The sequence below is a fragment of the Thioalbus denitrificans genome (assembly GCF_003337735.1).
GTDB lineage: Bacteria > Pseudomonadota > Gammaproteobacteria > DSM-26407 > DSM-26407 > Thioalbus > Thioalbus denitrificans.
Genome location: NZ_QPJY01000002.1, coordinates 339,173 through 361,749 on the forward strand (window position 1 = coordinate 339,173; position 22,577 = coordinate 361,749).

Annotated in this window: 20 protein-coding genes; 7 read left to right on the top strand and 13 right to left on the bottom strand. The window is 67.2% G+C overall.

Features of this window, described 5'->3' with window-relative positions:
* Positions 1–30: 30 nt before the first annotated feature.
* The 7 genes from DFQ59_RS06000 (at position 31) to cysG (ending at position 7,955) form a co-directional block, all read left to right on the top strand.
* On the top strand, positions 31–2,325 hold the full coding sequence (locus tag DFQ59_RS06000) for a DNA translocase FtsK (protein WP_114278776.1): 2,295 nt from the start codon (positions 31–33) through the stop codon (positions 2,323–2,325).
* 17 nt (positions 2,326–2,342) lie between these two features.
* Positions 2,343–2,984 (top strand): outer membrane lipoprotein periplasmic chaperone LolA, encoded by a 642-nt coding sequence (lolA, locus tag DFQ59_RS06005; protein ID WP_114278777.1) that lies wholly within the window; start codon positions 2,343–2,345, stop codon positions 2,982–2,984.
* 52 nt (positions 2,985–3,036) lie between these two features.
* Positions 3,037–4,374: a replication-associated recombination protein A gene (locus tag DFQ59_RS06010; RefSeq protein ID WP_114278778.1), complete on the top strand. Its 1,338-nt coding sequence runs from the start codon at positions 3,037–3,039 to the stop codon at positions 4,372–4,374.
* Between the two features lie 63 nt (positions 4,375–4,437).
* Positions 4,438–4,809: a fluoride efflux transporter CrcB gene (gene crcB / locus DFQ59_RS06015; protein ID WP_114278779.1), complete on the top strand. Its 372-nt coding sequence runs from the start codon at positions 4,438–4,440 to the stop codon at positions 4,807–4,809.
* On the top strand, positions 4,806–5,114 hold the full coding sequence (locus DFQ59_RS06020; RefSeq protein ID WP_114278780.1) for a DUF190 domain-containing protein: 309 nt from the start codon (positions 4,806–4,808) through the stop codon (positions 5,112–5,114). The genes crcB and DFQ59_RS06020 overlap by 4 nt, the downstream gene beginning before the upstream one ends.
* A 9-nt stretch (positions 5,115–5,123) precedes the next feature.
* Positions 5,124–6,398: a serine--tRNA ligase gene (gene serS / locus DFQ59_RS06025; RefSeq protein WP_114278781.1), complete on the top strand. Its 1,275-nt coding sequence runs from the start codon at positions 5,124–5,126 to the stop codon at positions 6,396–6,398.
* Positions 6,399–6,491: 93 nt separating this feature from the next.
* Positions 6,492–7,955, top strand: a complete 1,464-nt coding sequence (gene cysG, locus DFQ59_RS06030) for a siroheme synthase CysG (RefSeq protein WP_114278782.1) — start codon at positions 6,492–6,494, stop codon at positions 7,953–7,955.
* 242 nt (positions 7,956–8,197) lie between these two features.
* Here the strand turns inward: cysG and DFQ59_RS06035 are convergent, their stop codons facing one another.
* The 13 genes from DFQ59_RS06035 to DFQ59_RS06095 form a co-directional block, all read right to left on the bottom strand.
* The gene (locus DFQ59_RS06035) at positions 8,198–8,701 is read right to left on the bottom strand and encodes a rhodanese-like domain-containing protein (RefSeq protein WP_245937201.1); all 504 of its coding nucleotides are present in this window, start codon (positions 8,699–8,701) and stop codon (positions 8,198–8,200) included.
* Positions 8,698–9,348 (bottom strand): response regulator, encoded by a 651-nt coding sequence (locus DFQ59_RS06040; RefSeq protein WP_114278783.1) that lies wholly within the window; start codon positions 9,346–9,348, stop codon positions 8,698–8,700. Before DFQ59_RS06040 ends, DFQ59_RS06035 begins: the two co-directional genes overlap by 4 nt.
* A gap of 153 nt (positions 9,349–9,501) precedes the next feature.
* Positions 9,502–11,151 carry a GAF domain-containing protein gene (locus DFQ59_RS06045; protein ID WP_114278784.1) on the bottom strand — a complete coding sequence of 550 codons (1,650 nt, stop codon included), beginning with the start codon at positions 11,149–11,151 and terminating at the stop codon, positions 9,502–9,504.
* A 207-nt stretch (positions 11,152–11,358) separates the two neighbouring features.
* Positions 11,359–12,798: a dihydrolipoyl dehydrogenase family protein gene (locus DFQ59_RS06050; RefSeq protein ID WP_170142059.1), complete on the bottom strand. Its 1,440-nt coding sequence runs from the start codon at positions 12,796–12,798 to the stop codon at positions 11,359–11,361.
* 13 nt (positions 12,799–12,811) lie between these two features.
* Positions 12,812–13,147, bottom strand: coding sequence for a HesB/IscA family protein (locus tag DFQ59_RS06055; protein WP_114278786.1), 336 nt, complete (start codon positions 13,145–13,147; stop codon positions 12,812–12,814).
* Positions 13,148–13,236: 89 nt separating this feature from the next.
* Positions 13,237–14,646, bottom strand: coding sequence for a cobyrinic acid a,c-diamide synthase CobB (locus DFQ59_RS06060; protein WP_114278787.1), 1,410 nt, complete (start codon positions 14,644–14,646; stop codon positions 13,237–13,239).
* 85 nt (positions 14,647–14,731) lie between these two features.
* Positions 14,732–15,733, bottom strand: coding sequence for a glycosyl transferase family protein (locus DFQ59_RS06065; protein WP_114278788.1), 1,002 nt, complete (start codon positions 15,731–15,733; stop codon positions 14,732–14,734).
* A 58-nt stretch (positions 15,734–15,791) separates the two neighbouring features.
* Positions 15,792–17,006 (bottom strand): NrfD/PsrC family molybdoenzyme membrane anchor subunit, encoded by a 1,215-nt coding sequence (gene nrfD / locus DFQ59_RS06070; RefSeq protein WP_114278789.1) that lies wholly within the window; start codon positions 17,004–17,006, stop codon positions 15,792–15,794.
* A 21-nt stretch (positions 17,007–17,027) separates the two neighbouring features.
* Positions 17,028–17,792, bottom strand: coding sequence for a sulfate reduction electron transfer complex DsrMKJOP subunit DsrO (dsrO, locus tag DFQ59_RS06075; protein ID WP_114278790.1), 765 nt, complete (start codon positions 17,790–17,792; stop codon positions 17,028–17,030).
* A gap of 40 nt (positions 17,793–17,832) precedes the next feature.
* Positions 17,833–18,228 (bottom strand): hypothetical protein, encoded by a 396-nt coding sequence (locus DFQ59_RS06080; protein WP_114278791.1) that lies wholly within the window; start codon positions 18,226–18,228, stop codon positions 17,833–17,835.
* Between the two features lie 14 nt (positions 18,229–18,242).
* Positions 18,243–20,225 carry an NAD(P)-binding protein gene (locus tag DFQ59_RS06085; protein ID WP_114278792.1) on the bottom strand — a complete coding sequence of 661 codons (1,983 nt, stop codon included), beginning with the start codon at positions 20,223–20,225 and terminating at the stop codon, positions 18,243–18,245.
* A gap of 35 nt (positions 20,226–20,260) precedes the next feature.
* A complete protein-coding gene (dsrK, locus tag DFQ59_RS06090) occupies positions 20,261–21,802 on the bottom strand; it encodes a sulfate reduction electron transfer complex DsrMKJOP subunit DsrK (protein WP_114278793.1) in 1,542 nt (513 codons plus the stop codon).
* A gap of 18 nt (positions 21,803–21,820) precedes the next feature.
* A complete protein-coding gene (locus DFQ59_RS06095; protein WP_114278794.1) occupies positions 21,821–22,561 on the bottom strand; it encodes a respiratory nitrate reductase subunit gamma in 741 nt (246 codons plus the stop codon).
* Between the last annotated feature and the right edge of the window lie 16 nt (positions 22,562–22,577).

A 22,577-nucleotide genomic window follows, 5' to 3' on the forward strand; every position in this document is an offset into this window, starting at 1 on the left:
GCTTGACTACTTAAGGAAAAGGTAAAGGACTTGGGACAGGCATCACGGAAATCTGGAAACGGCCTGCCGCTCGCGATACACGTGGGCAGGGGAGTGCGCGAGGGTGCGCTGATCCTCTTCTCCGCCGTGGCGCTCTACCTGCTGCTCGCGCTGGTCACCTACCAGCCCACCGATCCCGGCTGGACCCACAGCGGCAGCGGCGGCGCGGCCACCAATGCCGGCGGTGTGGCCGGCGCCTGGTTCGCGGACATCTTCCTCGCCCTGTTCGGCTACATGGCCTACCTGGTCCCGCTGATGGTGGGCTACAGCGGCTGGCTGGTCTTCCAGGGGCGACAGGGCGAGATGGCCACCCAGTGGACCCGCTTCTCCCTGCGCGCGGTCGGCTTCGTGGTGACCGTGGCCACCGGCTGCGGGCTCGCCTGGCTGCACTTCGACACCCCGTCCATGGTGCTGCCCCAATCGAGCGGGGGCATCCTCGGCGAGGTGGTCGGCGGCGGTCTCCACGCCGTGTTCAACTTCATGGGCTCGACGCTGCTGCTGCTGGCGCTGTTCCTGACCGGCGTCACCCTGTTCACCGGGCTTTCCTGGTTCGGGCTCATGGATGCGGTGGGCCGCTTCACACTCGGGGCGCTGGATACCTTCCGCACCCGGGTACGGTCGCTGCGCGAACGGCTCGCGGCGCGGCGGGCGGTGCAGGAGCGGCGCGAGATCGCCAAGGCCGAGGTGAAAAAGGTCGAGAAGCGCAAACCGCCGCGCATCGAGCCGGTCATCGCCCAGCCGGAACCCAGCAAGCGGGTGGAGAAGGAGCGCCAGGTTCCCCTGTTCAAGAACCCGGAGAGCGGCACCCTGCCCACCCTGGGTCTGCTGGACAAGGGCGACAAGGCCCAGACCTCCTACTCGAAGGAGGCGCTGGCGGCCATTTCACGCCAGGTGGAGCTCAAGCTCATGGACTTCGGGGTGGAAGCGCAGGTGGTGGCCGTGAACCCCGGTCCGGTCATCACCCGCTTCGAACTGCAGCCGGCCCCCGGCGTGAAGGGCCACCAGATCAGCAACCTGGCCAAGGATCTGGCCCGTTCCCTGTCCGCGGTCAGCGTGCGCGTGGTGGAGGTCATCCCGGGCAAGTCGGTCATCGGCCTGGAGATCCCCAACGAGAACCGCGCCATCGTGCACCTGAGCGAAGTGCTCACCTCCCGGGCCTATGACGAGGCGGCCTCGCCGCTCACCCTGGCTTTGGGCAAGGACATCTCGGGCAACCCGGTGGTGGTGGATCTCGCGCGCATGCCCCACCTGCTGGTGGCCGGCACCACCGGATCGGGCAAGTCGGTGGCCCTGAACGCCATGCTGTTGAGCCTGGTCTACAAGGCCCTGCCCGACGAGGTCCGCCTCATTCTCATCGATCCCAAGATGCTCGAACTCTCGGTGTACCAGGGCATACCGCACCTGCTCGCCCCGGTGGTGACCGACATGAAGGAGGCGGCCAACGCCCTGCGCTGGTGCGTGGCGGAGATGGAGCGCCGCTACCGCCTCATGGCCTCGCTGGGGGTGCGCAACATCGCCGGCTTCAACCGCAAGGTGCGCGAGGCCCACAAGGCCGGCACGCCGATCCCCGATCCCCTGGCCAGCCCGGATCTGGAGGGCGAGCCGCCGGTTCTCGACCCGCTGCCCTACATCGTGGTGCTGGTGGACGAATACGCCGACCTGATGATGGTGGTGGGCAAGAAGGTGGAGGAGCTCATAGCCCGCCTGGCGCAGAAGGCCCGCGCCTCGGGTGTCCACCTGATCCTGGCCACCCAGCGCCCCTCGGTGGATGTCATCACCGGCCTCATCAAGGCCAACATCCCGACCCGCATCGCCTTCCAGGTCTCCTCGAAGGTGGATTCGCGCACCATCCTCGACCAGCCCGGCGCCGAACAGCTGCTCGGCCATGGCGACATGCTCTACCTCCCCCCGGGCACCGGCTTGCCGATGCGTGTCCACGGCGCCTATGTCGCCGACGCGGAGGTGCATCGGGTGGTGGAGGATCTGCGCGCCCGCGGCGAGCCCGACTACGTGGAGGCCGTCCTCGAGGGCGGATCCGACGGCGAGGGCGGTCCCGGCGGCGACGGCGGGGAGGATGCCGAGTCCGATCCCCTCTATGACGAGGCGGTGCGGGTGGTGACCGAGACCCGCCGCGCCTCCATCTCCAGCGTCCAGCGCCGCCTCAAGATCGGCTACAACCGCGCCGCGCGCATGATCGAGGCGATGGAGCAGGCCGGCATCGTGAGCGAAATGCAGACCAACGGCAGCCGCGAAGTGATCGCGCCGCCGCCTCCCGGAACCGACTGATCCCCGTGAGTCTCCCCATGCCGAAACATCCTGCCCGCCGCCTCTCCCCCGGGCTGCTCCTCATCGCGGCGCTGTGGACCGCCTTGGCGGCGGCGGCCGATACCGACCGGCTGACCCGCTTCCTCTCCGACACCCGGGCGCTGCGCGCGACCTTCACCCAGGAGGTGCGCGACATGGACGGCGCGGTCATGGAGCGATCCACCGGGACCATGGTGCTGGAGCGGCCGGACCGCTTCCGCTGGGACTACCTGGAACCGGCCGAACAGCACGTCATCAGCGACGGCCGGACGCTGTGGCTCTACGATCCGGAGCTGCTGCAGGTCTCGGTCCGCCCCCTCGGGCAGGCGCTGGCCAACACCCCGGCGCTGCTGCTGGGCGGCGACCTCGGCCGGCTGGAGGAGAACTTCATCGTCACCCCCCTGGACGACCAGGAGGGCATCCACTGGTACGAACTCGTACCCCGCGATCCCGAAGCCGTCTTCCAGCAGATGCTCATCGGTTTCCGCGGCGAGACCCTGGCGCAGATGGAGCTGACCGATCACCTGGGCCAGTCCACCCGCCTCACCTTCAGCGACGTGGAGGCCAACCCGGGGCTGGACCCGGCGCTGTTCGGGTTCACGCCGCCGCCCGGTGTGGATGTCATCGGCGAGGGCGGCTGAGGCCGCGCCGGCGCGGATATCCGGTCACAACACACCTGACGAGCCTCCAGCGATGCCGACCACCGATGCCGGGACCCGACTGCAGCCGCTTGCGGCGCGCATGCGTCCGCGCAACCTCGACGAATACGTGGGCCAGCCCCACCTGCTCGGTCCCGGCAAGCCGCTGCGCCAGGCGGTGGAGTCGGGCAACCTGCACTCCATGGTGCTGTGGGGCCCGCCCGGCACCGGCAAGACCACCCTGGCACGGCTGATGGCCGGCTACGCCCGCGCCCGCTTCGTGACCCTGTCGGCGGTCCTGGCCGGGGTGAAGGACATCCGCGCGGCGGTGGAGGAGGCCCGGCAGGCCATCGTGACCGAAGGCCGCGGCACCATCCTGTTCGTGGACGAGGTGCACCGCTTCAACAAGGCCCAGCAGGACGCCTTTCTGCCCTTCGTGGAGGAGGGCACGGTCACCTTCATCGGCGCCACCACCGAGAATCCCTCCTTCGAGCTCAACAACGCGCTGCTATCCCGGGCCCGGGTCTATGTGCTCAAGCGGCTGGAGACGGAGGATATCGACGCGCTGCTGGGCCAGGCGCTGGCCGACGCCGAACGGGGGCTCGGCGGCCAGGGCCTGGAGGTGGATGCCGCAACCCGGCGGCAGATCGCCGCGGCCGCCGACGGTGACGCCCGGCGCGCGCTCAACCTGCTCGAGATCGCCTCCGATCTGGCCGGCGAGGAGGAGGGGCGGAGGGTCATCAACGCCACGGTGCTGGAGGAGGTGCTCAGCGGCGATGTACGCCGCTTCGACAAGGGCGGCGACCTCTTCTACGACCAGATATCCGCCCTCCACAAATCGGTGCGCGGCTCCGCCCCCGATGCCGCCCTCTACTGGCTCGCGCGGATGCTGGACGGCGGCTGCGACCCGGTCTACATCGCCCGCCGGGTGGTGCGCATGGCCAGCGAGGATATCGGCAACGCCGATCCCCGGGGCCTGCACCTGGCACTGGACGCCTGGGATGCCTACGATCGGCTGGGCAGCCCGGAAGGGGAGCTGGCCCTGGCCCAGGCGGTGGCCTACCTGGCCTGCGCGCCGAAGAGCAACGCGGTCTACACCGCCTACGGCGCCGCCCAGGAGGATGTGCGGCGCAGCGGCACGCTGGAGGTGCCCGTGCACCTGCGCAATGCGCCCACCCGGCTGATGAAGGAGCTGGGCTACGGCCACGCCTACCGCTACGCCCACGACGAGCCGGAGGCCTATGCCGCCGGGGAGCGCTACTTTCCTGAGGAGCTGGGGGAGCGGCGCTATTACCGGCCGGTTCCCCGCGGCCTGGAGATCAGGATCGGCGAGAAGCTGGAACACCTGCGCGCGCTGGACCGCGCCAGGGAGCGCAAGAAAGGGCCCGGATAGGGTGTAAAATGATCCGGGCGGATGGCGCAGCCGGGGGGAGCGAGAGGTGCGGGGATCGATGCGATGCAGCTGATGGCCATCGCGGCGGGGGGGGCCGTCGGCGCCGTGCTGCGCTTCTGGGTCTCCACCGGCGTCTACAACCTGTTCGGACGCGCATTCCCCTACGGGACCCTGGCGGTCAACGTGCTCGGCTCGCTGGCCATGGGCGTGTTGTTCGTGCTGCTGGTTGAGCGCGTCACCCTGGCGCCGGAGTGGCGCGCGGCGCTGATGGTGGGCCTGCTGGGCGCGTTCACCACCTTCTCGACCTTTTCCCTCGAGACATTCGCGCTGCTCCAGGAAGGGGCCTGGGGCAGGGCGCTGGCCAACGCCGCGCTCAGCGTGCTGGCCTGCCTGGCGGCCACCTGGGCCGGCGTTCTGATGGGGAGGCAGCTATGAGAAGACAGGATGTGCGCATGGTGCGCGTCTATCTGACCGAAGGCCAGCACCTGATGCGCGAGCTGGTGGAACTGCTGCACGACCGTGAACGGGTGCGGGGCGTCACCGTGTTCCGCGGCATCGCCGGGTTCGGCAGCTCGGGAGCCCTGCACACCACCAGCCTGGTAGACCTGTCGCTGGATCTCCCCCTGGTGCTGGAGTTTTTCGATACCCCCGAGCGGGTCGAGCAGGTGCTCGCGACCCTGGAAGAGTACGTGGAACCAGGCCACATCGTGGTCTGGCCCGCGCAGGCAACCATCGACTGAACAGGACCTATGCTAGATCCCAGACTGCTGAGAAACGAACTCCACGAGGTGGCGGCGCGGGTGGCGCGACGCGGCTTACGGCTCGACACCGGGCGCATCGAGGCGCTGGAGAACGAGCGCAAGGCTTTGCAGGTGCGGGTGCAGGAGCTGCAGAACGAGCGCAACACCCGGTCCAGGTCCATCGGCCGGGCCAAGGCGTCCGGCGAGGATATCGCCCCGCTGCTGGCGGAAGTGGCCGACCTGGGCGAGCGCCTGAAGGCGGCCGAGGTCCAGCTGCAGCGCCTGCAGGAGGATCTGCGGGCGCTGCAGCTCGGCATCCCCAACCTGCCCCACGAGAGCGTCCCGGACGGCAGCGGCGAGGATGAGAATCTCGAAGTGCGGCGCTGGGGCGAGCCTCCCGTATTCGACTTCGAGCCCCTCGACCACGTGGACCTGGGAGCGCGCAACGGCTGGCTCGACTTCGAGACCGCCGCCAAGATCACCGGCAGCCGCTTCGCCGTGATGCGCGGACCCGTCGCGCGCCTGCACCGGGCCCTGATCCAGTTCATGCTCGACCTGCACACCCGCGAGCATGGCTATACCGAGGTCTACGCCCCCTACCTGGTGAATGCGGAGAGCCTGTTCGGCACCGGCCAGCTGCCGAAGTTCGAGGAGGATCTGTTCGCCCTGCGCGGCGAGCCGGGCTACTACCTGATCCCCACCGCCGAAGTGCCGGTGACCAACATCGTGCGCGACGAGATCCTGGAGGCCGACGCCCTGCCGCTGGCCATGGCCTGCCATACCCCGTGCTTCCGCAGCGAAGCCGGCGCCTATGGCAAGGACACCCGCGGCATGATCCGCCAGCACCAGTTCGAGAAGGTGGAGATGGTGCGCGTGGTGCGCCCGGAGGAGTCCTACGCCGAGCTGGAGCGGCTCACCGGCCATGCCGAGGCGGTCCTGCAGCGGCTCGGGCTCCCTTACCGGGTGGTGGCCCTGTGCGCCGGGGATCTGGGCTTCTCCGCCGCCAAGACCTACGACATCGAGGTATGGCTGCCCGGCCAGGGCAAGTACCGGGAAATCTCCTCCTGCAGCAATTTCGAGGCGTTCCAGGCCCGGCGCATGCAGGCCCGCTGGCGCAATCCGGACACCGGCAAGCCGGAGCTCGTGCACACCCTCAACGGCTCCGGCCTGGCTGTTGGCCGCACCCTGGTGGCGGTGCTGGAGAACTATCAGCAGGCGGACGGCGGCATCCGGGTACCCGACGCCCTGCGCGGCTACCTGGGCGGGCTGGAGCTGATCGCCTGAACAGGCGCCTCTCCCAAAGGGGGGGGTGCCCTCGGACGACGGGTATATTAGTATTCACTGAATAGTTGCGTATCGGATAAGTGCCGACAGATCATGGAATTTCTACCAATCTTCCTGAACATCAGTGGACGACCCTGCCTGGTGGTGGGTGGCGGAGAAGTCGCCGCGCGCAAGATCGAAATGCTGTGCGGCGCCGGCGCCCGGGTCCGGGTGGTCTCACCCGCGCTCTGCAGCGGCGTCTCCCAGCAGGTGGAGCAGGGGAGCGTCGAGTACCATGCCGGCACCTTCTCCGAATCCGACCTGGAGGGCTGCGAGCTGGTCATCGCCGCCACCGATGACGCCGCGGTCAACCGCCAGGTGGCGGAGCTCGCCCGCAGCCGCCGGATTCCCGTGAACGTCGTCGACGACCCGGAGCTGGGCAGCTTCATCGTGCCCTCCATCATCGATCGTTCACCGGTGGTGGCGGCGGTCTCAACCGGCGGCCGCTCCCCGGTGCTCGCGCGGCTTGTCCGCGCCCGGCTGGAGACCCTCATCCCCGCCGCCTACGGTCGGCTGGCCGATCTCGCCGCCCGCTGGCGCGAGCGCGTACAGGCGCGCTTCTCCAACAGCGCCGAGCGCAAGGCCTTCTGGGAACAGGTCCTGGGCGGCGCGGTGGCGGAAATGGTCTTCTCGGGGCAGGAGGAGCTGGCGGAAAAGGCGCTGGAGAAGGCCCTGTCCGGCGACGAGGCGGCCATTGCCCGGACCGGTGCGGTCTACCTGGTGGGCGCCGGGCCGGGCGATCCCGATCTCCTCACCTTCCGTGCCCTGCGGCTCATGCAGCAGGCCGACGTGGTGGTCTACGACCGCCTGGTCTCGCCCCAGGTGATGTCGCTGGTGCGGCGGGACGCCGAGCTCGTCTACGTGGGCAAGGAGCGCGACAAGCACACGCTGCCCCAGGAGCAGATCAACGATCTGCTGGTGAAGCTGGCGAAGCAGGGCAAGCGGGTGGTGCGCCTCAAGGGCGGCGATCCCTTCGTCTTCGGCCGCGGAGGGGAGGAGATCGAGACCCTTTCGGCGGAAGGCGTGCCGTTCCAGGTGGTGCCGGGCATCACCGCGGCGGCCGGCTGCGCCGCCTACTCGGGCATCCCGCTCACCCACCGGGACTTCTCCCAGACCCTGAACCTGGTCACCGGCCACCTCAAGGACGGCACCACCAACCTCAACTGGCCGGCACTGGCCCAGCCCAACCAGACCACCGTCTTCTACATGGGCCTGAAGGGGCTGCCCATCATCTGCGCGGAGCTGATCCGCCACGGCCTGCCGGAGCAGACCCCCATCGCGCTGGTGCAGAAGGGCACCACCCCGCAGCAGAAGGTGTTCATCGGCACCCTGGGCACCATGCCGGCGCTCGTGGAAGGCGCCACCATCAAGCCACCGACGCTGATCATCGTCGGCGAAGTGGTCCGCCTGCACGACAAGCTCGCCTGGTTCGACCCGGAGGCCGGCGTCGGCCAGCCCCGCAACCCCTCCGCCGAGCAGACCGCCGAAGCCCGCGAGGCGAGCCGCGCCGGGGATTGAAACGAAAAGAATTTTTTAAAAATAGACAGGATTGACAGGATTCCTGTTGTGGGTTGTTTTCTGTCTCGGGTTGAAACAGGCGTTGGTTTCGGTGACCAAGTCCTGGCAGAAACAAAACAGCCGCGGGAATCCATCCCGCGGCTGCTTATCTTCGCTGTCTAACCAATCTGCGTAATCTGCGTAATCTGCGGATAAAAACGCTCTTGATCTTGTGTCCTGTAAATCCTGTCAATCCTGTCCATTTACTTCCTGGGACCGAGCTGTTCGTCGCTGGGGCCGGCGGCGAAGTAGGCGTCGGCGTCGTCCAGGGTGAGGGGATTGCCGGCGCCGTCCACCAGGGGCTGCTCGTAGTCGTTCCAGCCGCGCAGGCCGGTCTTCAGGGAACGGACGCTGCGGTAGCCCATGCGCTGCAGGGTGTCGGCGGCGAAGATGCTGCGGTAGCCGGAGCGGCACACCACCACGATGTCCCGTTCGCGCGCCCGGGCGATCGCGGGCACGGTCTCCTCGTAGCCCCAGTCGCAGGCCGGCTCCAGCACGCCGCGGGGGACATTGAGTGAATCGGCGATATGCAGGGCCTGGTACTCGTAGGGTTCGCGCACGTCGAGAATGAGCGGTTCGCGTCCCGCCTCGATCTCCTCCACCAGGTCCCAGGGGAAAATCTCGGTCACCCGGGCCCGGCAGAGATCCACCAGGCCCATGTAGGTGAGGGGCCGTGCTTCGCCGGCAGTCGCCGCCTGCTCGTTCATTCACTCTTCCTCGCAAGTCCCAGCTGCACGGCCATCACCGCCGCTTCCACCCGGGAGTGGACGCCCAGCTTGCGCAGGATGGCCTTCACATGCAGCTTCACGGTGCCGTCGGAGATGCCCAGGTTGCGGGCAATCACCTTGTTGCTCTGCCCCTCGGCCAGGTGCTTGAGGATCTCCTGCTCCCGGGGGGTGAGTTCCGCCAGTTCGGTGGGCGCGCGTGTCGGGCTGCCGCCATCGCCCTGGACCACCCGGGCCAGCACACCGGCCAGTTCCTTGGCCACCACCGTCTCGCCCGAGGTCACCTCCTGCAGGGCGCTGACCAGCTCGTCGGGTTCCATATCCTTGATGAGGTAGGCCTGGGCCCCGCCCCGCAGGGACTTGATCAGATCCATGCCGTCGCGGCTGGTGGTCACCACCGCCACCGGCGTCTCGTTGCCGCCCTCCCGCAGCGCCCTCAACACCTCGATGCCGTCCATGCCGGGCATGCGCATGTCCAGCAGGATGACGTCGGGTTTCAGCTGCTCGGCGAGCTCCAGCCCCTCCTTGCCGTCACCGACCGAGGCCACCACCTCGATGCCCCGGCGTTCCAGCAGTGCCGCCAGGCCGGCCCGGAAGAGGGCATGATCATCTATCATCAGGACCCGCATCTGGCTACTGAGTCGCCCCTGTCAGAGTGGTTCGCCGGAAAATATCACATTCCGGTAATATTTTGAATTTGGTATCCGGCCACCATGCGCCGAGGGCGGTACACCCGCCCTGGCGCCGGCCCGCGACCGCGCGATCACACCGCTCGCATGCTATCAGAGGACACTGCTGATGGTGGGGTAGTGGAAGGTCAGCTCGACCCGTGTCCCTTCGCCGGCATCACTCTCGATATTCAGCTCGCCCGAGAGCTGCCGGGCACGCTCGCGCATGACCGAGAGGCCTATGTGCTCGCCGCGCAGGCCGCTCTCCCCGTCCTCGCCCTGGCGCTGGGCGTGGTGTCCGATACCGTCATCCTCCACCAGCACCCGATAGTCGCCCGCGTCGTTGCAGCTGAGCAGAAGCCGGGCGGTCTTCGCCTGGCTGTGCTTGCGGATGTTGGCGAAGGCCTCCTGCACGATGCGCAGCACCTGGACCTCGTAGGAGGGGGGCAGGTCCAGCGATTGGCACTGGCGCTGGAAGAAGACCTTGATGCCCGTGTCGGTCCGGAACCGGCGCAGAAAGTCCTCGATGGCGGGGATGAGGCCGCGTTCGTCCATCCGGACCCGGAAGTGATCCAGCAGCTCGCGCAGCTCCGTGTAGGCCTGGTCGAGGCCACTCTTGATCTGTGCCAGCTCCATCTGCGCCTGGAAATTGCCCGTGTCGGCAAGGGTTTCCTGGTGCATCTTGATCTGCATGCGCAGACTCGCGAGGGACTGCGCCAGGGAGTCGTGCAGCTCGTGGGCGAGCATGGCCCGCTCCTGCATGAGCGACAGGCGCTGGGACTCGGCATCCAGGCGTGACTTCTCGATGGCCATGCCCAGATGCTGGCCGATGGTATTGAGCAGGTTTTTCCACTCCTGCCACTGCCGGTCGTGGGTGCCCGGGTCGACGAACAGGTTGTAGACACCCAGGGTCCGGCCCCGGTACTGGAGCGGCACGGCGATCATCTCCAGCTCCTGGTGGGGGAGCAGGGGGCGTCCGATCTGGGCGTCGCAACGGCGCATGTCCTGCTGGCACATGACCTCGCCGGCGGAAACGGCGGTCCCGCACAGGCAACTGTCGGTGGACATGATCCGCTCCCGCTCGGCAACCCCTTCCTCCAGGCCGATGCTCGCCACCAGCCGCATCTGGTTGTCGTCCTGGATCAGGCGCACCGCCGCGGCGTGGGCATCGACGATCTTCATGACCGTGCTGAGGAAACGGGTGAGGAGATCGTCCAGGTCGCGGGAGGAGTTCACCCCGGCGGCCACGTCGTAGAGAACCTCGAGGGAGCGGGTTTTCTGTTCCAGCCGCTCGGTCTGCAGCTGGACCTGGCGATCCATGTCCTGGGTCAGGTTCTGCAGCGACTCGGCCAGGGAGTTGATATCCCGGGCCAGCTCGGCGAACTCGCCCCGTTCAGGCACCGGGATCCGGGCGGAGAGATTGCCGCCCCGCATACGCAGGGCCCAGTTGCGCAGATGCGCAAGCGGCTGGAGGAGCTGCTGGTGGATGCGCCGGGCCAGGATCGCCAGGCACACCAGCCCGAGGAGGAACAGCAGCAGGTGGCCCGGGAGCAGGGCCGCCCGGTCCTCGCCCCCCCGGGGAAACAGCAGCAGGCCGCTGAATGCCAGCACGAACAGCACCGCCACCAGCGCCGCCATGGGCTGGAACAGGGGATTGCGCCAGATGCCGGCGGACTTGCGCCGCCAGCCGCGGGCGGGTGGGATCATCCAGATGGCCAGGTCGCGGATACGGCCCGCGGCCTTCTTCGGCTCCAACAGCTGCATGTGGCAGTCACCCCGCAGGGGGCAGAAATTGGCTTATAAGACAGGCACTAGTAGCGCCATCTTAGCACGCTTCCACCCGGACACCGTACTCTGCCAGTCTCTGGCCCGCTCAATTCCAGGCGACACGGCTGGAAGCGCGCGCGGATTCGACCGGACAGTAACCGTAATTCTGCGTAATTCGCATAATCTGCTGTTAAACAAGCTATTTCAGTCCTCACCGCCGACGTCGGTGGCGAAGATGCCGGGGCGGAAGAGGTCGCGTCCGGAGCGGGCGATGGCCTGGGCGTGGGGATTGATGGCATTGCCCAGGTCCTCGTACCAGGAGGGGTGGGTGTAGTTGATGTCGCTGAAGAACCACAGCCCGCGGTCCGACTGGCAGGCGGCGGCGAGCATGTGGATCTGCTCCCCGGCGTCGGGACCGACAATGCAGCCGCCCAGCAGCTGCCCGGTCTCGTCGTCGTGGACCACCTCGATGAAGCCCTCGGCGTCGTTGTGGGCGCGGGCCTTGATGGAGGCCATGAAGTTCGCGCGGGCGAACTCGGGCTCGAAGCCGGCCGCCTCGGCACGTTCCTCCAGCAGTCCCACGGTGGCGATCTGCAGGGCCGAATCGATGACCAGCGGCACCCGGTGATAGTTGGCGCGGAGCGTGTTGCCGCGGACAGCATTGAATGCCGCCACCCTGGCGTCGTGGAAGGCGGCGTTGGCGGACATCGGTCCGGGCTTGCAGTCTCCCACCGCGTAGATACCCGGCTGCGTCGTCTCCAGGTACTTGCTGGTGCGGATGAAGCCCTCGGCGTCGAACTCGACGCCGAGCTTCTCGAGCCCCAGTCCGCTCGGTGCGGGCCGCCGGCCGATGACCACCAGCACCCGTTCGTAGTGGCCCTCGCCGCCGTCGCTGAAGCTGACGCTGACGCCGTCGTTCCCGACCCGGGTGCCGACCACCTCGACGCCCAGCCGCAGCTCGGTTCCCAGGCGCAGGAACTTGCGCTCCAGCAGCTGGGTCGCCCGCGCCGGCAGGGCCATGCCGCCGAGAAGGTGATCCTGGCGCTCGACGAGGGTGACCCGGCTGCCGAACTGCTGCAGGAAGTAGCCGAGCTCGCAGCCTACCGCACCCCCGCCCACCACCAGCACGGAGGCGGGCAGGGCGTCGAGCTGGTACATGAAGTGGTGGGAATTGAGAATCCGCACCCCGTCGGCGGGGCAGGCCGGATGCTCGCGGGGGATGGCGCCGGTGGCCACGATGATCCGCCGGGCCTGCAGGGTGACGTTCCCATCGGGCCCCTCGACGGCGACCGTGCGCGGATCGAGAAGCCGGGCGCTGCCCTGGAGGTAGCGGATTCCGAGCCGGCGCAGCCAGACCGGGAAATTCGCGCTGATGCCATCGACCACCCGGGCCTTGTGCGCCATGGCGGCGGGGAAGTCGCCGCGCACCTCGCCCACCAGCCCCCGGCCGTTGAGTGAATTGGCCGACTCAATCAGGCCGGCGAGACGGATGAGCGCCGCTTTCGGAACACAGCCCTCGTTCAGACACACGCCGCCCGCCAGGCCCTTCTCCACGAGGGCCACCCGCGCTCCCTGCTGGGCGGCGGTCAGGGCGGCCTTGTAGCCGCCCGGACCGCTGCCGATGACCACCACATCCAGTTCCATGGGCGTTACCGGTTCACTCCTGCGGAACCTCGACATCCGCCTCCTTGGGCGGTATGTAGTTGGGATCGTTCGGATTGAGGAAAATGAAGCTCATCTCACCCGATTCCAGCTCCACGAAATCCATGACCGTTCCCTCGAGCATTTCGCGCAGGGCGGGGTTGATGAGGATCTCGACCCCCTGGGAGGAGATGCGGAGGTCATCAGCGGCCGGCGCGTCGAAACCGAGACCGTAGTCGAAGCCGCCGTCGGGCAGTGTCCGCACCGCCACCCGCAGGGCAAGGCCGTCGATCTCTCCCTGTTCCATGGACCGGCGTACCTGTTCAGCGGCGCGTTCGGTGATCTTGAACATCGGCTCTCCTGTTGGTTGTCTGGTTGACGATGGATTGCTTCGGCGCGGGCCGGCAGCGGCCCGGCACCGGTTCCGGTTCGCCGGGGCGCTCAGCCGCCGGCGGCCCGTACCGCCGTGCGGCTGCGGCAGTGGCGTACGAATTCGAGGAAGCGGTGGGTCCAGTGGTTGGCGCCCACATCACGCTGGTGGGCATAGCATGCCAGGAGATTCCTGTAGACCACCCCGTCATAACCGTTGCCGAGCCCGGTGCCGCGGAGCACCCGAAAGGCGAAACGACAGTCCGGATCGAGGTTCTCGATGCTGGAATGGTGGAATTCGTGGGCATGGAACCCGGCCAGCCGCCCAGCGGCATCCCGCAGCGGCCAGGGACCCTCGCCGGTCTCCTGCACGTGGATGTAACCACGGCCCACGGGGCGCTCGTGCATCCGGATGTCACCCGGCACCACGCCCACCATCTCGTGGCGCCGCCCCTGCCAGGTGATGCTGCGGGCCAGGTACATGAGTCCGCCGCACTCGGCGTAGGCGGGCAGGCCCGCCTCGATGGCGGTGCGAATGGAACGGCGCAGCGACCGGTTCGCCTCCAGCTGTTCCGTGTGGGTCTCCGGGAACCCGCCGCCGATGAACAGGCCATCCACCGCGGGCAGTTCGCTGTCCCGCAGGGTATCGACGGGCACCAGCTCGGCTCCGCCCCGCTCCAGCGCCTCCAGGTCGCCGGGATAGTAGAAGCCGAAGGCGGGATCGCGGGCGATGGCGATGCGGAGATCGCGCACGGGAGAGACCGGTTCCGGCTGGAACAGCGCCGGGTCAGGCCCGGCGCTGCGTGCCGCGGCCAGTTCGATGAGGGCGTCGAGGTCGACCTGCGCCGCGATCACCCCGGCGGTGTAGTCGATCTTCTCCCGCGCGGTGCCGAGCTCGTTGCTGGGCACCAGGCCGAGATGCCGTTCGCTGATGCGCAGCTCCGGATTGCGGCGTACCGCTCCCAATACGGGGATGTCGGTGTAGTGGCTGATGACCGCGCGGAGCTTCTCCTCGTGGCGCTGGCCGGCCACCTGGTTGAGGATCACCCCGGCGATGTCCACCTCGCGGTCGAAGGCCTGGTAGCCGAGCAGGAGTGGGGCGATGCCCCGGGTCACGCCGGTGGCGTCCAGCACCAGGATCACGGGCGCCCCGATGAGCTTCGCCAGCGCCGCGTTGCTGTTGCCGCCCTCGAGATCCATGCCGTCGTAGAGGCTCATGTTCCCCTCCACGATGCCGATGTCCGTCTCCCGCAACCCGCAGGCGAAGGTGCGCAGGATTTCGTCGTTGTCCTGGGTCTGGAAGTCGAGGTTCAGGCAGGAGCGTCCCGCGGCCATCCCCAGCCACATGGGGTCGATGTAGTCGGGACCCTTCTTGTAGGGGCGTACGCGCAAACCGCGCGCGTGCAGTGCGGCGCACAACCCGAGGGTGATGGTGGTCTTGCCCGAGGACTTGTGGGCGGCGGAGATGAGAAGGTGGGACATGGGGGGCCCGTTCCGCGGTTGTGGGACTCTGCAGGGGCAGCAAGGCGGAAGGGGGCGCCGGCGGCCGGTGAAGGCCGCCGTTGCCTCAGGCCGCCCGGGAGTACTTCTCCCGCGGGCGCTGCCGCCACATCTGCCGCGCCTGCGCGAGGGCCGCATCGCGGGTTTCGGCCCGCCCCATCATCTGCAGGGTGACGGCCACGGTGGAGATCACGGCGCCCTCGGCGTACTCGTCCTCGAGTTCGCCGTTCCAGAGTGCGGCCAGATGCCCCACCTCGAGTTCCGGCTGCTTCACGTGGCGCTGCGGGAACAGCGGCGGCCACTCCTCGTCGGCGAGAACCCCGTCATGGACACTCTGCACCAGGCAGGCCATGTCCGGGTTGACCTCGATCTCGCCACCCTCGCCCTTGATGACCGCCAGGTGTGGCTGCTCCAGCAGCAGCGCGGCCTCCTGGTGCACCGGGCGGTAGCCGGGATGGAAGATGCCCTGCATCACGTAGGGCGCATCGAGGGGATTGAGCAGCCGGGCCAGGGTATGGACCGGGGAGCGCAGCCCGAGCAGCGGGCGCAGCTGGATGATCTCGTGCAGCTTGGGGCACATGTGCTCGAGGGGGAAGTAGGCGAAGTTGCGCGCCTCCAGATCCTCGGCCACCTCGTCCCAGCTGGTGGCATGGCGCAGGCCCAGGGTGGACAGCACATCCTGGGTATAGATGCGACCGGCGGTGTGCCCGCTGGCCCCGTGCATGAAGACCCGGATACCGTTCTCGGCCAGCAGCAGGGTGGAGAGCAGGAACCAGGGCAGGTGGCGGCGCTTGCCCGCGTAGGAGGACCAGTCGAGATCCGCGCCCAGGCCGGCGGGCGGGGCCATGTCGGCACGGGCCGCGCGCACGAAACCCGCCAGCTCCTCGGGACTCTCCTCCTTGACGCGCATGAGCATCAGGAAGGCGCCCAGCTGAACCGGCTCCACCTCGTTGCGCAGGATGAGCCGCAGCGCCGTCTCGGCCTCCTCCTGGGAGAGGGAGCGGGATCCGTTGCGACCCTTGCCGAGGATGCGCACGTAATGCGCGAAGGGGTGTTCCTGCTGTGCCATCCGGTCACTCCTGCTGTACAGGCGCGATGGGCGGGCGATCCGCCCATCGCGCCCGGTGTCAGTGCTTGCTGGCCTCGAGGTACTGCTGCATGGCCTCGTCGGACATGGTCTCGGGGATGAAGCGCAGCACCCGCATGGCGACCATCGCCAGCGCCAGGGCCAGGGCGATGCCGCCGACACCCAGCACCACCTCGGGCAGACTGGGCGCATAGCTGTTCACCACCCCGTCATTGAAGCTGCTGCTCACCTCCATGCCCGGGAACAGCACCAGCGGGTAGGCCTGGCCGCCGATGATGATGACGTACACCAGGGCGATGGCGCCCACCAGCACCAGCACGGAGGCGGCGGTGATCCAGGTGCGCGAGCCGCCGGTGGCCGGGTGGTAGAGCAGCCCCAGGGGCAGGAGGCTGCCCACCAGCACGAACACGACCCAGAACAGGAAGGTGTAGATCCCGCCGTTCATCAGGATGAAGGCCTCGACGCCGTGGTGCTCGGTGGCGTAGAGATTGGTCAGGTGCATCAGCGCCACGAAGTAGAGGGTGGCGGCGATGAACACGCCCAGCAGGTTCTTGTAGCGCTTCAGCGCCATCCCGCCCAGCTCCCAGCCGAAGCCTCCCTCCATGGCGCGTAGCACCAGCAGGAAGATGGCCAGGCCGAAGGAGAAGGACATGGCGATGAACATGGGCGCCATGACCGCCGCGTCATAGCCCTGCCGCGCCACCAGGAAACCGAAGATGGAACCGGTACCGGTGGTGAGCATGAGGCGCCAGACGAAGGCGAGGAAACCCATCGGCTTGGAGTAGGGATTCATCCGCCGCTCCATCATGGACCACAGATAGACCGCCACGATGGCCATGAAGCCCGTGTAGAGGAAGATGTTCCAGGCGAAGATGGATTTGAAGTTGTAATGGGTCATGGCCACGATGAGGCGGTCCGGATGCCCCAGGTCCAGTACCAGGACCGTCAGGCCGCCCATCAGCAGCGTGATGGCCAGCAGGCCCGCCATGCGCCCCAGGGGCTTGTACATCGACTTGCCGAACACCGACCCGATGGAGGCCATGTTGAGGACCCCGGAGGCGGCCACGATCAGGAACACGGCGAACACGTGGGGTGTGCCCCAGACCACCTGGTTGTTCATTCCGGTGACGTAGTGGCCGTGGTGTTCCATGTACAGAAAGGCGCCGAAGCCCATCAGGACAACCAGTGCCAGGGCCCCGAGCAGGCCGTAGTAGCCGCTGCGTCCGGGCAGTTCGCGATAGGTGATATGCTTCATCTTGCGGCTGAGCTCCCGTGACTAGATGCCTTGGTAACGGACCCCGGGGTTGAGGTTCAGGTCGGCCCGGATCTGGGTGGTGGCGTAGGTGGCCACCGTCTTGGCGATGGGGCTTGCGGGGTCGTTCAGGTCACCGAACAGCATGGCATTGTGATTCTCGGCCGTGCAGGCCTCCACGCACGCGGGGGAATCGCCCGCGTCGACCCGGTGCACGCACAGGGTGCAGGACTCCACGGTCCCCTTGCCGCGGGGGGCATAGGGCTTCTGGTCCGAGAGCGTCTCGTGGACGAAGGAGCGCGCCTTGTAGGGGCAGGCCATCATGCAGTAGCGGCAGCCGATGCAGATGTGCTTGTCCACCAGGACGATACCGTCGTCGCGCCGGAACGAGGCCCCGGTGGGGCAGACGTCGGCACAGGGCGGATTTTCGCAGTGCTGGCACATCATGGGCAGGGTGAAGGCGTGTCCGGTTTCGGTGTTCTTCACCTCCACCTTGCGGATCCACTGCGCCTTCTGCGTCGCGTCGGAGTGGGACTCGTCGGTGGAACCGGTACCCCAGCCGTTCTCCCGTTCGCAGGCGCTCACGCAGTCGCTGCAGCCGGAAGCGCATTTGTTGGTGTCGATGAGCAGGCCCCAGCGCACCGCGCTGGAGACGGGTTCGTCGGCGGGACGGGCCTGGGCGACGCTGTAGAGCATGACTCCGGGGGCGAGGGCGACTCCCGCCGTGGCCGCGCTCCGGGTCAGGAACTCGCGCCGGTTCAGATCAGTGTGTTCGCTGGTCTCGTTCATTCTCGGGCTCTTGCCTGTTTCCCTGTGGTTGCGGCCGTTCTCAGCGTGCAGCGCCGGGCTGTTCCGGCTTCAGGCTGTGGCACTGGAAACAATCGGGCTGGGCCGCCGTGTACTGGTGGCAGCTCACACAGAAGTGCTGTTCCCGGGCTTTCTCGTCGCCCTGGTAGTCAGCGGCGTGACAGTTGATGCACTCCTTGAGGCTGTGCTTCTTGGTACGGATCCCCTCGTGCATGGTCTTGTCACGGTGATCGAGGATCACCTCCATGTGGTTGCGGCGCATGAAGTCGGTATCCTCCACGCACTGCGTGCCCTGCGGCTCCATGAAGCTGGGCATGGGGATACCGCTGTCGGCGGCGCCGCCGGGGGCCGAAGCCCCCAGCAGCGCAACCGTCGCCAGCACGGTCAGGGACCGCTTGAGGTTTGCGAAGCAGGTCATCAGGACCTTCCCTCCTAGTTGGCCCAGGCGCCGAGCCCCATTTCGATGTAGCCGGTGGGGCAGACGTCGGCACAGATGTGGCAGCCGATGCAGCGGCTGTAATCGGTGTAGACGTAGCGGCCCATGGTGGCCTCGGCCTTGGGCGTCTTCTTGACCGCCTCCTGGGGGCAGAAGACCACGCAGTTGTCGCACTCGAAGCACATGCCGCAGCTCATGCAGCGCTTCGCCTCGGCGACGGTCTTCTCCTCGTCGAGGGCCACCAGGCGCTCTTCGAAGTTGCCCAGCACGTTCTCGGCGCTGACCTCCACGTGCTGTCGGCGGTTGCGCGGGGTGAAGGGGAAGTGCCCCAGGAACAGCTCGTCGGCGGGAATGATCTCGCTCTGCGAACGATCCTCGTAGTTGTGCACGGCGAACTTCGCCTCGGAGGTGCCGCGGGCGCCCAGGTCGGTCTCCTTCTTGTAGACGGAGTCCTTGGCCTCGAGTTGGAACGGCGCCGGCTCCAGGTGGGTCTCGCGCAGCTTCTCCAGCAGGTTGAAATGGTGCACGTCCACCTTCGGACGCTTGCCGAGATCCTTCTGCTGCAGGTAGCCGTCGATGCTGTCCACGGCGATGGAGGCCTGGCCGATGGCAGTGGTCAGCAGGTGCGGGCGCACGATGTCACCGCAGACGAAATAGCCTTCCTTGCCGGGCACCTGGTAGTGCTTGTCGGCATCGATGAGGCCGCGCTGGTTGCCGAAGGTCTCCATGCCGGTCAGGTCGCCGCCCTGGCCGATGGCCGCGACGATGAGATCGCACTCGATGTCGAACTCGCTGCCCTCGACCGGGGTCTTGCCGTCTTCCTGCAGCTCCTGCACGCGCAGGGCCTTGGCACGACCGTCCTCGCCAAGGATGACCTCGACCGGGTTGAGCCGGCCGCGGATCTCCACGCCCTCGCGCAGCGCGTCGTCGATCTCGTGCTTCGCCGCGTTCATCTTCTCGATGGGCGCGCGGGACATCAGCAGCACGTCGGCGCCCTGGCGGGCGGCAGACTCCACCACGTCGTGGGCGGTCTGGTTGATGATGACGTGCTCGGGGCGATCCTTCTCGCTGACCACGTCGATGTGGCCGAGGCGGCGGGCCACGGAGGCCACGTCGATGGAGGTGTCACCACCGCCCACCACCACCACCTTGCCGGTGACGTGCTTCAGGCGACCCTGGTTGAAGGCCTCGAGGAAGGCCACGCCGGTGATGCAGTTGGTGGCCTTGTCGCCGCCCGGTATGGGCAGGGCGCGGCCGGACCAGGCGCCGATGGCGAACAGGACGGCGTCGAACTCCTTCTCGATGTCCTCCATGGAGATGTCCACGCCCACCTTGGTGTTGGTGTGGACCTCCACGCCGAGGTCGAGGATGCGCTGAATCTCGCCGTCGAGCACGTTGCGCGGGGTCCGGTAGCCGGGGATGCCGTAGCGCATCATGCCGCCGAGGCCGGGCTTGGACTCGAAGATGGTGGCGCCGTGGCCGCGGCGGCGCAGCTGGTAGGCCGCGGCCAGGCCGGCGGGGCCGCCACCGATGATGGCCACCTTCTTGCCCGTGTCGGGACCGGCCTCGAACTGGTAGCCGGCGGCAAGGGCGTTGTCGCCGATGAACTGCTCCACCGAGTTGATGCCGACGTGTTCCTCGACCTTGTTGCGGTTGCAGCCGTCCTCGCAGGGCGCGGGGCAGACGCGACCCATGATGGAGGGGAACGGGTTGGCCTCGGTGTTGCGACGGAAGGCGTACTCCTTCCAGTCCATCCCTTCGGCAGGCTTCTCGATGCCGCGCACGATATCGAGCCAGCCGCGGATGTCGTGGCCCGACGGGCAGCTGCCCTGGCAGGGGGGCGTGCGGTGGACATAGGTCGGGCAACGGTAGCTCTCGTCGCCCTTGAACACCCAGCGGTTCCAGGCGTAATGCTCGTTGTCGCCGTCCTTGAACTTCCGGTTGGTTATCTTCTTGATGTCGTCGCTCGAAGTGGCCATGGGTATCTCCTCTGCCAAGACGAATCTTGTAGTAGTTAGTCGTTGCTGCCCAGGATGACCGCGTCCCCGACCAGCTGGTGAACACTCAGAATCATGTGCATCGGGAAGTCGTAGTAGGGCAGTACCTTGGCGAACTGCGTCTTGCAGATGGCGCAGATGGCCGCCAGGGTATCCACCTTGTGTTCGTCGACCACGTACTTCAGGGCCTGCATGCGCGGAAGGGCACCCTTGACGCGCACCTCCATCAAATCGTCGGTGAGCAGGCCGCCACCGCCGCCGCAACAGAACGTTCCCTCGTGGATGGTCTCGGGGGCCATGTCGAAGAAGTTGTTGCAGGCCGCCTTGATCACTTCACGGGGGATGATGAACTGCCCGCCCGGCATGTCGCCCATGCGCGAGGCGCGGGCCACGTTGCAGGAGTCGTGGAAGGTCACGCGACGGTGGTCGTTGGCGGACTTGTCCAGCTTGATCGCACCCTGCTGGATGAGATCGTAGGTGGACTCGCAGATGTGCTGCGGCACCGGGAAGCGCGGGTCGAGCTGCTTCTGCAGCATGCGCGCGTACTTGTCGTCATCGGCCGCGCCGTGGCCCACGCCCGCCAGGGTGTTCCAGAAGCTGTAGGCGGCACGCCAGGCATGGCCGCACTCGCCCACCATGATGCGCTTGACGCCCAGCTCCAGCGCCGCCTTGCGGATGCGCTCCGCCTGCCTCTTCATGTTGTCGTAGCTGCCGATGAACATGGAGAAGTTGGCCGCTTCCGAGGCATAGCTGGACAGGGTCCAGCTGAGCCCCGCGGCATGGAACACCTTCGCGTAGCCGATGAGGCCGTCGATGTGCGGCTCGGCGAAGAAGTCCGCGGAGGGCGTGATGAGCAGGATGTCGGCGCCTTCCTGGTCCACCGGCAGCTTCACGTCCACGCCGGTATCGGTCTTGATGTCATCCTCGAGGTCCTCGAGGGTGGCTTCCAGCGCCGGGCCGGGCAGGCCGAGGTTGTTGCCGATCTTGTGAACCTTGGCGATGATCTCGTTGCAGTACTTCTGGCCGTAGCCGATGGAGTCGAGAATCTCGCGGGCGGCCATGGAAATCTCGGCCGTGTCGATGCCGTAGGGGCAATAGACCGAACAGCGGCGGCACTCGGAGCACTGGTGGTAGTAGCTGTACCAGTCGTCGAGCACCTCCTTGGTCAGGTCGGTGGCGCCCACCAGCTTGGGGAAGTACTTGCCGGCGAAGGTGTAGTAGCGGCGGTAGACCTTGCGCAGCAGGTCCTGGCGCGCCACCGGCATGTTCTTCGGATCGGCCGTGCCGAGGAAGTAGTGGCACTTGTCGGTGCAGGCGCCGCACTTCACGCACGAATCCAGGTAAACCTGGATGGAGCGGTACTTCTGCAGGATATCGCCCATCTTGGCGATGGCCGCCTCCTGCCAGTTCTCCACCAGCTCACCGGGAAAGCCGAGCGGGATATTGTGATCGGGCTTGGCCACGTACGGGCTGCTGTGGGACATGGCCCCCGGCTTGATGTTGGGAACCACGACCACGGGCACGTCTGCGAGCAGCTTGGGAGTCTCGTAATCTGCCATGGGTGCCTTCTTCCTGAATTATTCGGCGCTGCTGGAGTCGAGCGGAGCCGCCCAAGGTGCGAGATGACGGGTCTCGCGGGGGTTGTCCACCTGGTTGCGGGTCGGGCTGAAGAACACGCCGGGGGCATGCAGCAGCTTGCTCACCGGGAAGATGATCATCAGTACCGCCACCAGCAACAGGTGCAGCAGCAGATTGAAGTCGGCCGGCAGAGGCTGCCAGTCGAAGTACATCAGGCCCAATACGAAGGCCTTGAGACTGACGATGTCCGTATGGGCAACGAACTTCATGCTCAGGCCGGTGATGCCGATACCCACCAGCAGGGCGAGAATCAGGTGGTCGGAGGGCGCGCTGATGTAGCGCACACGGTCCACGAGCACGCGGCGGGACCACAGGCCGAGCAGCCCGAGCACCATGAAGAAGCCCGCGTACTTGCCGAACGGCTGCAGCCAGCTGACCCAGAACCAGACCGGCTCGGTGAAATAGCGCAGGTGACGGATCAGGACCAGCGCCAGGGAAATGTGGAACATCCAGCCGAACAACCAGGTCCACTTGCTGGACTTGAACAGGCTTTCGAAGAAGATCACCTCGCGGCCCATGCGCATCACCACGCCACTGGTGGTCGTGGGGGCGGGCGTGGTCGGGATCTTCAACGGTGCCGGGGTGCGGGCGTATACACTGATCTTGTAGGCCAGACCGCCGATCAGGATCGCGGTCGCGGCATAAAACAGCACTGCATACGTCACGGTCAGGAACGACATTCTGCTTGCACCTCGA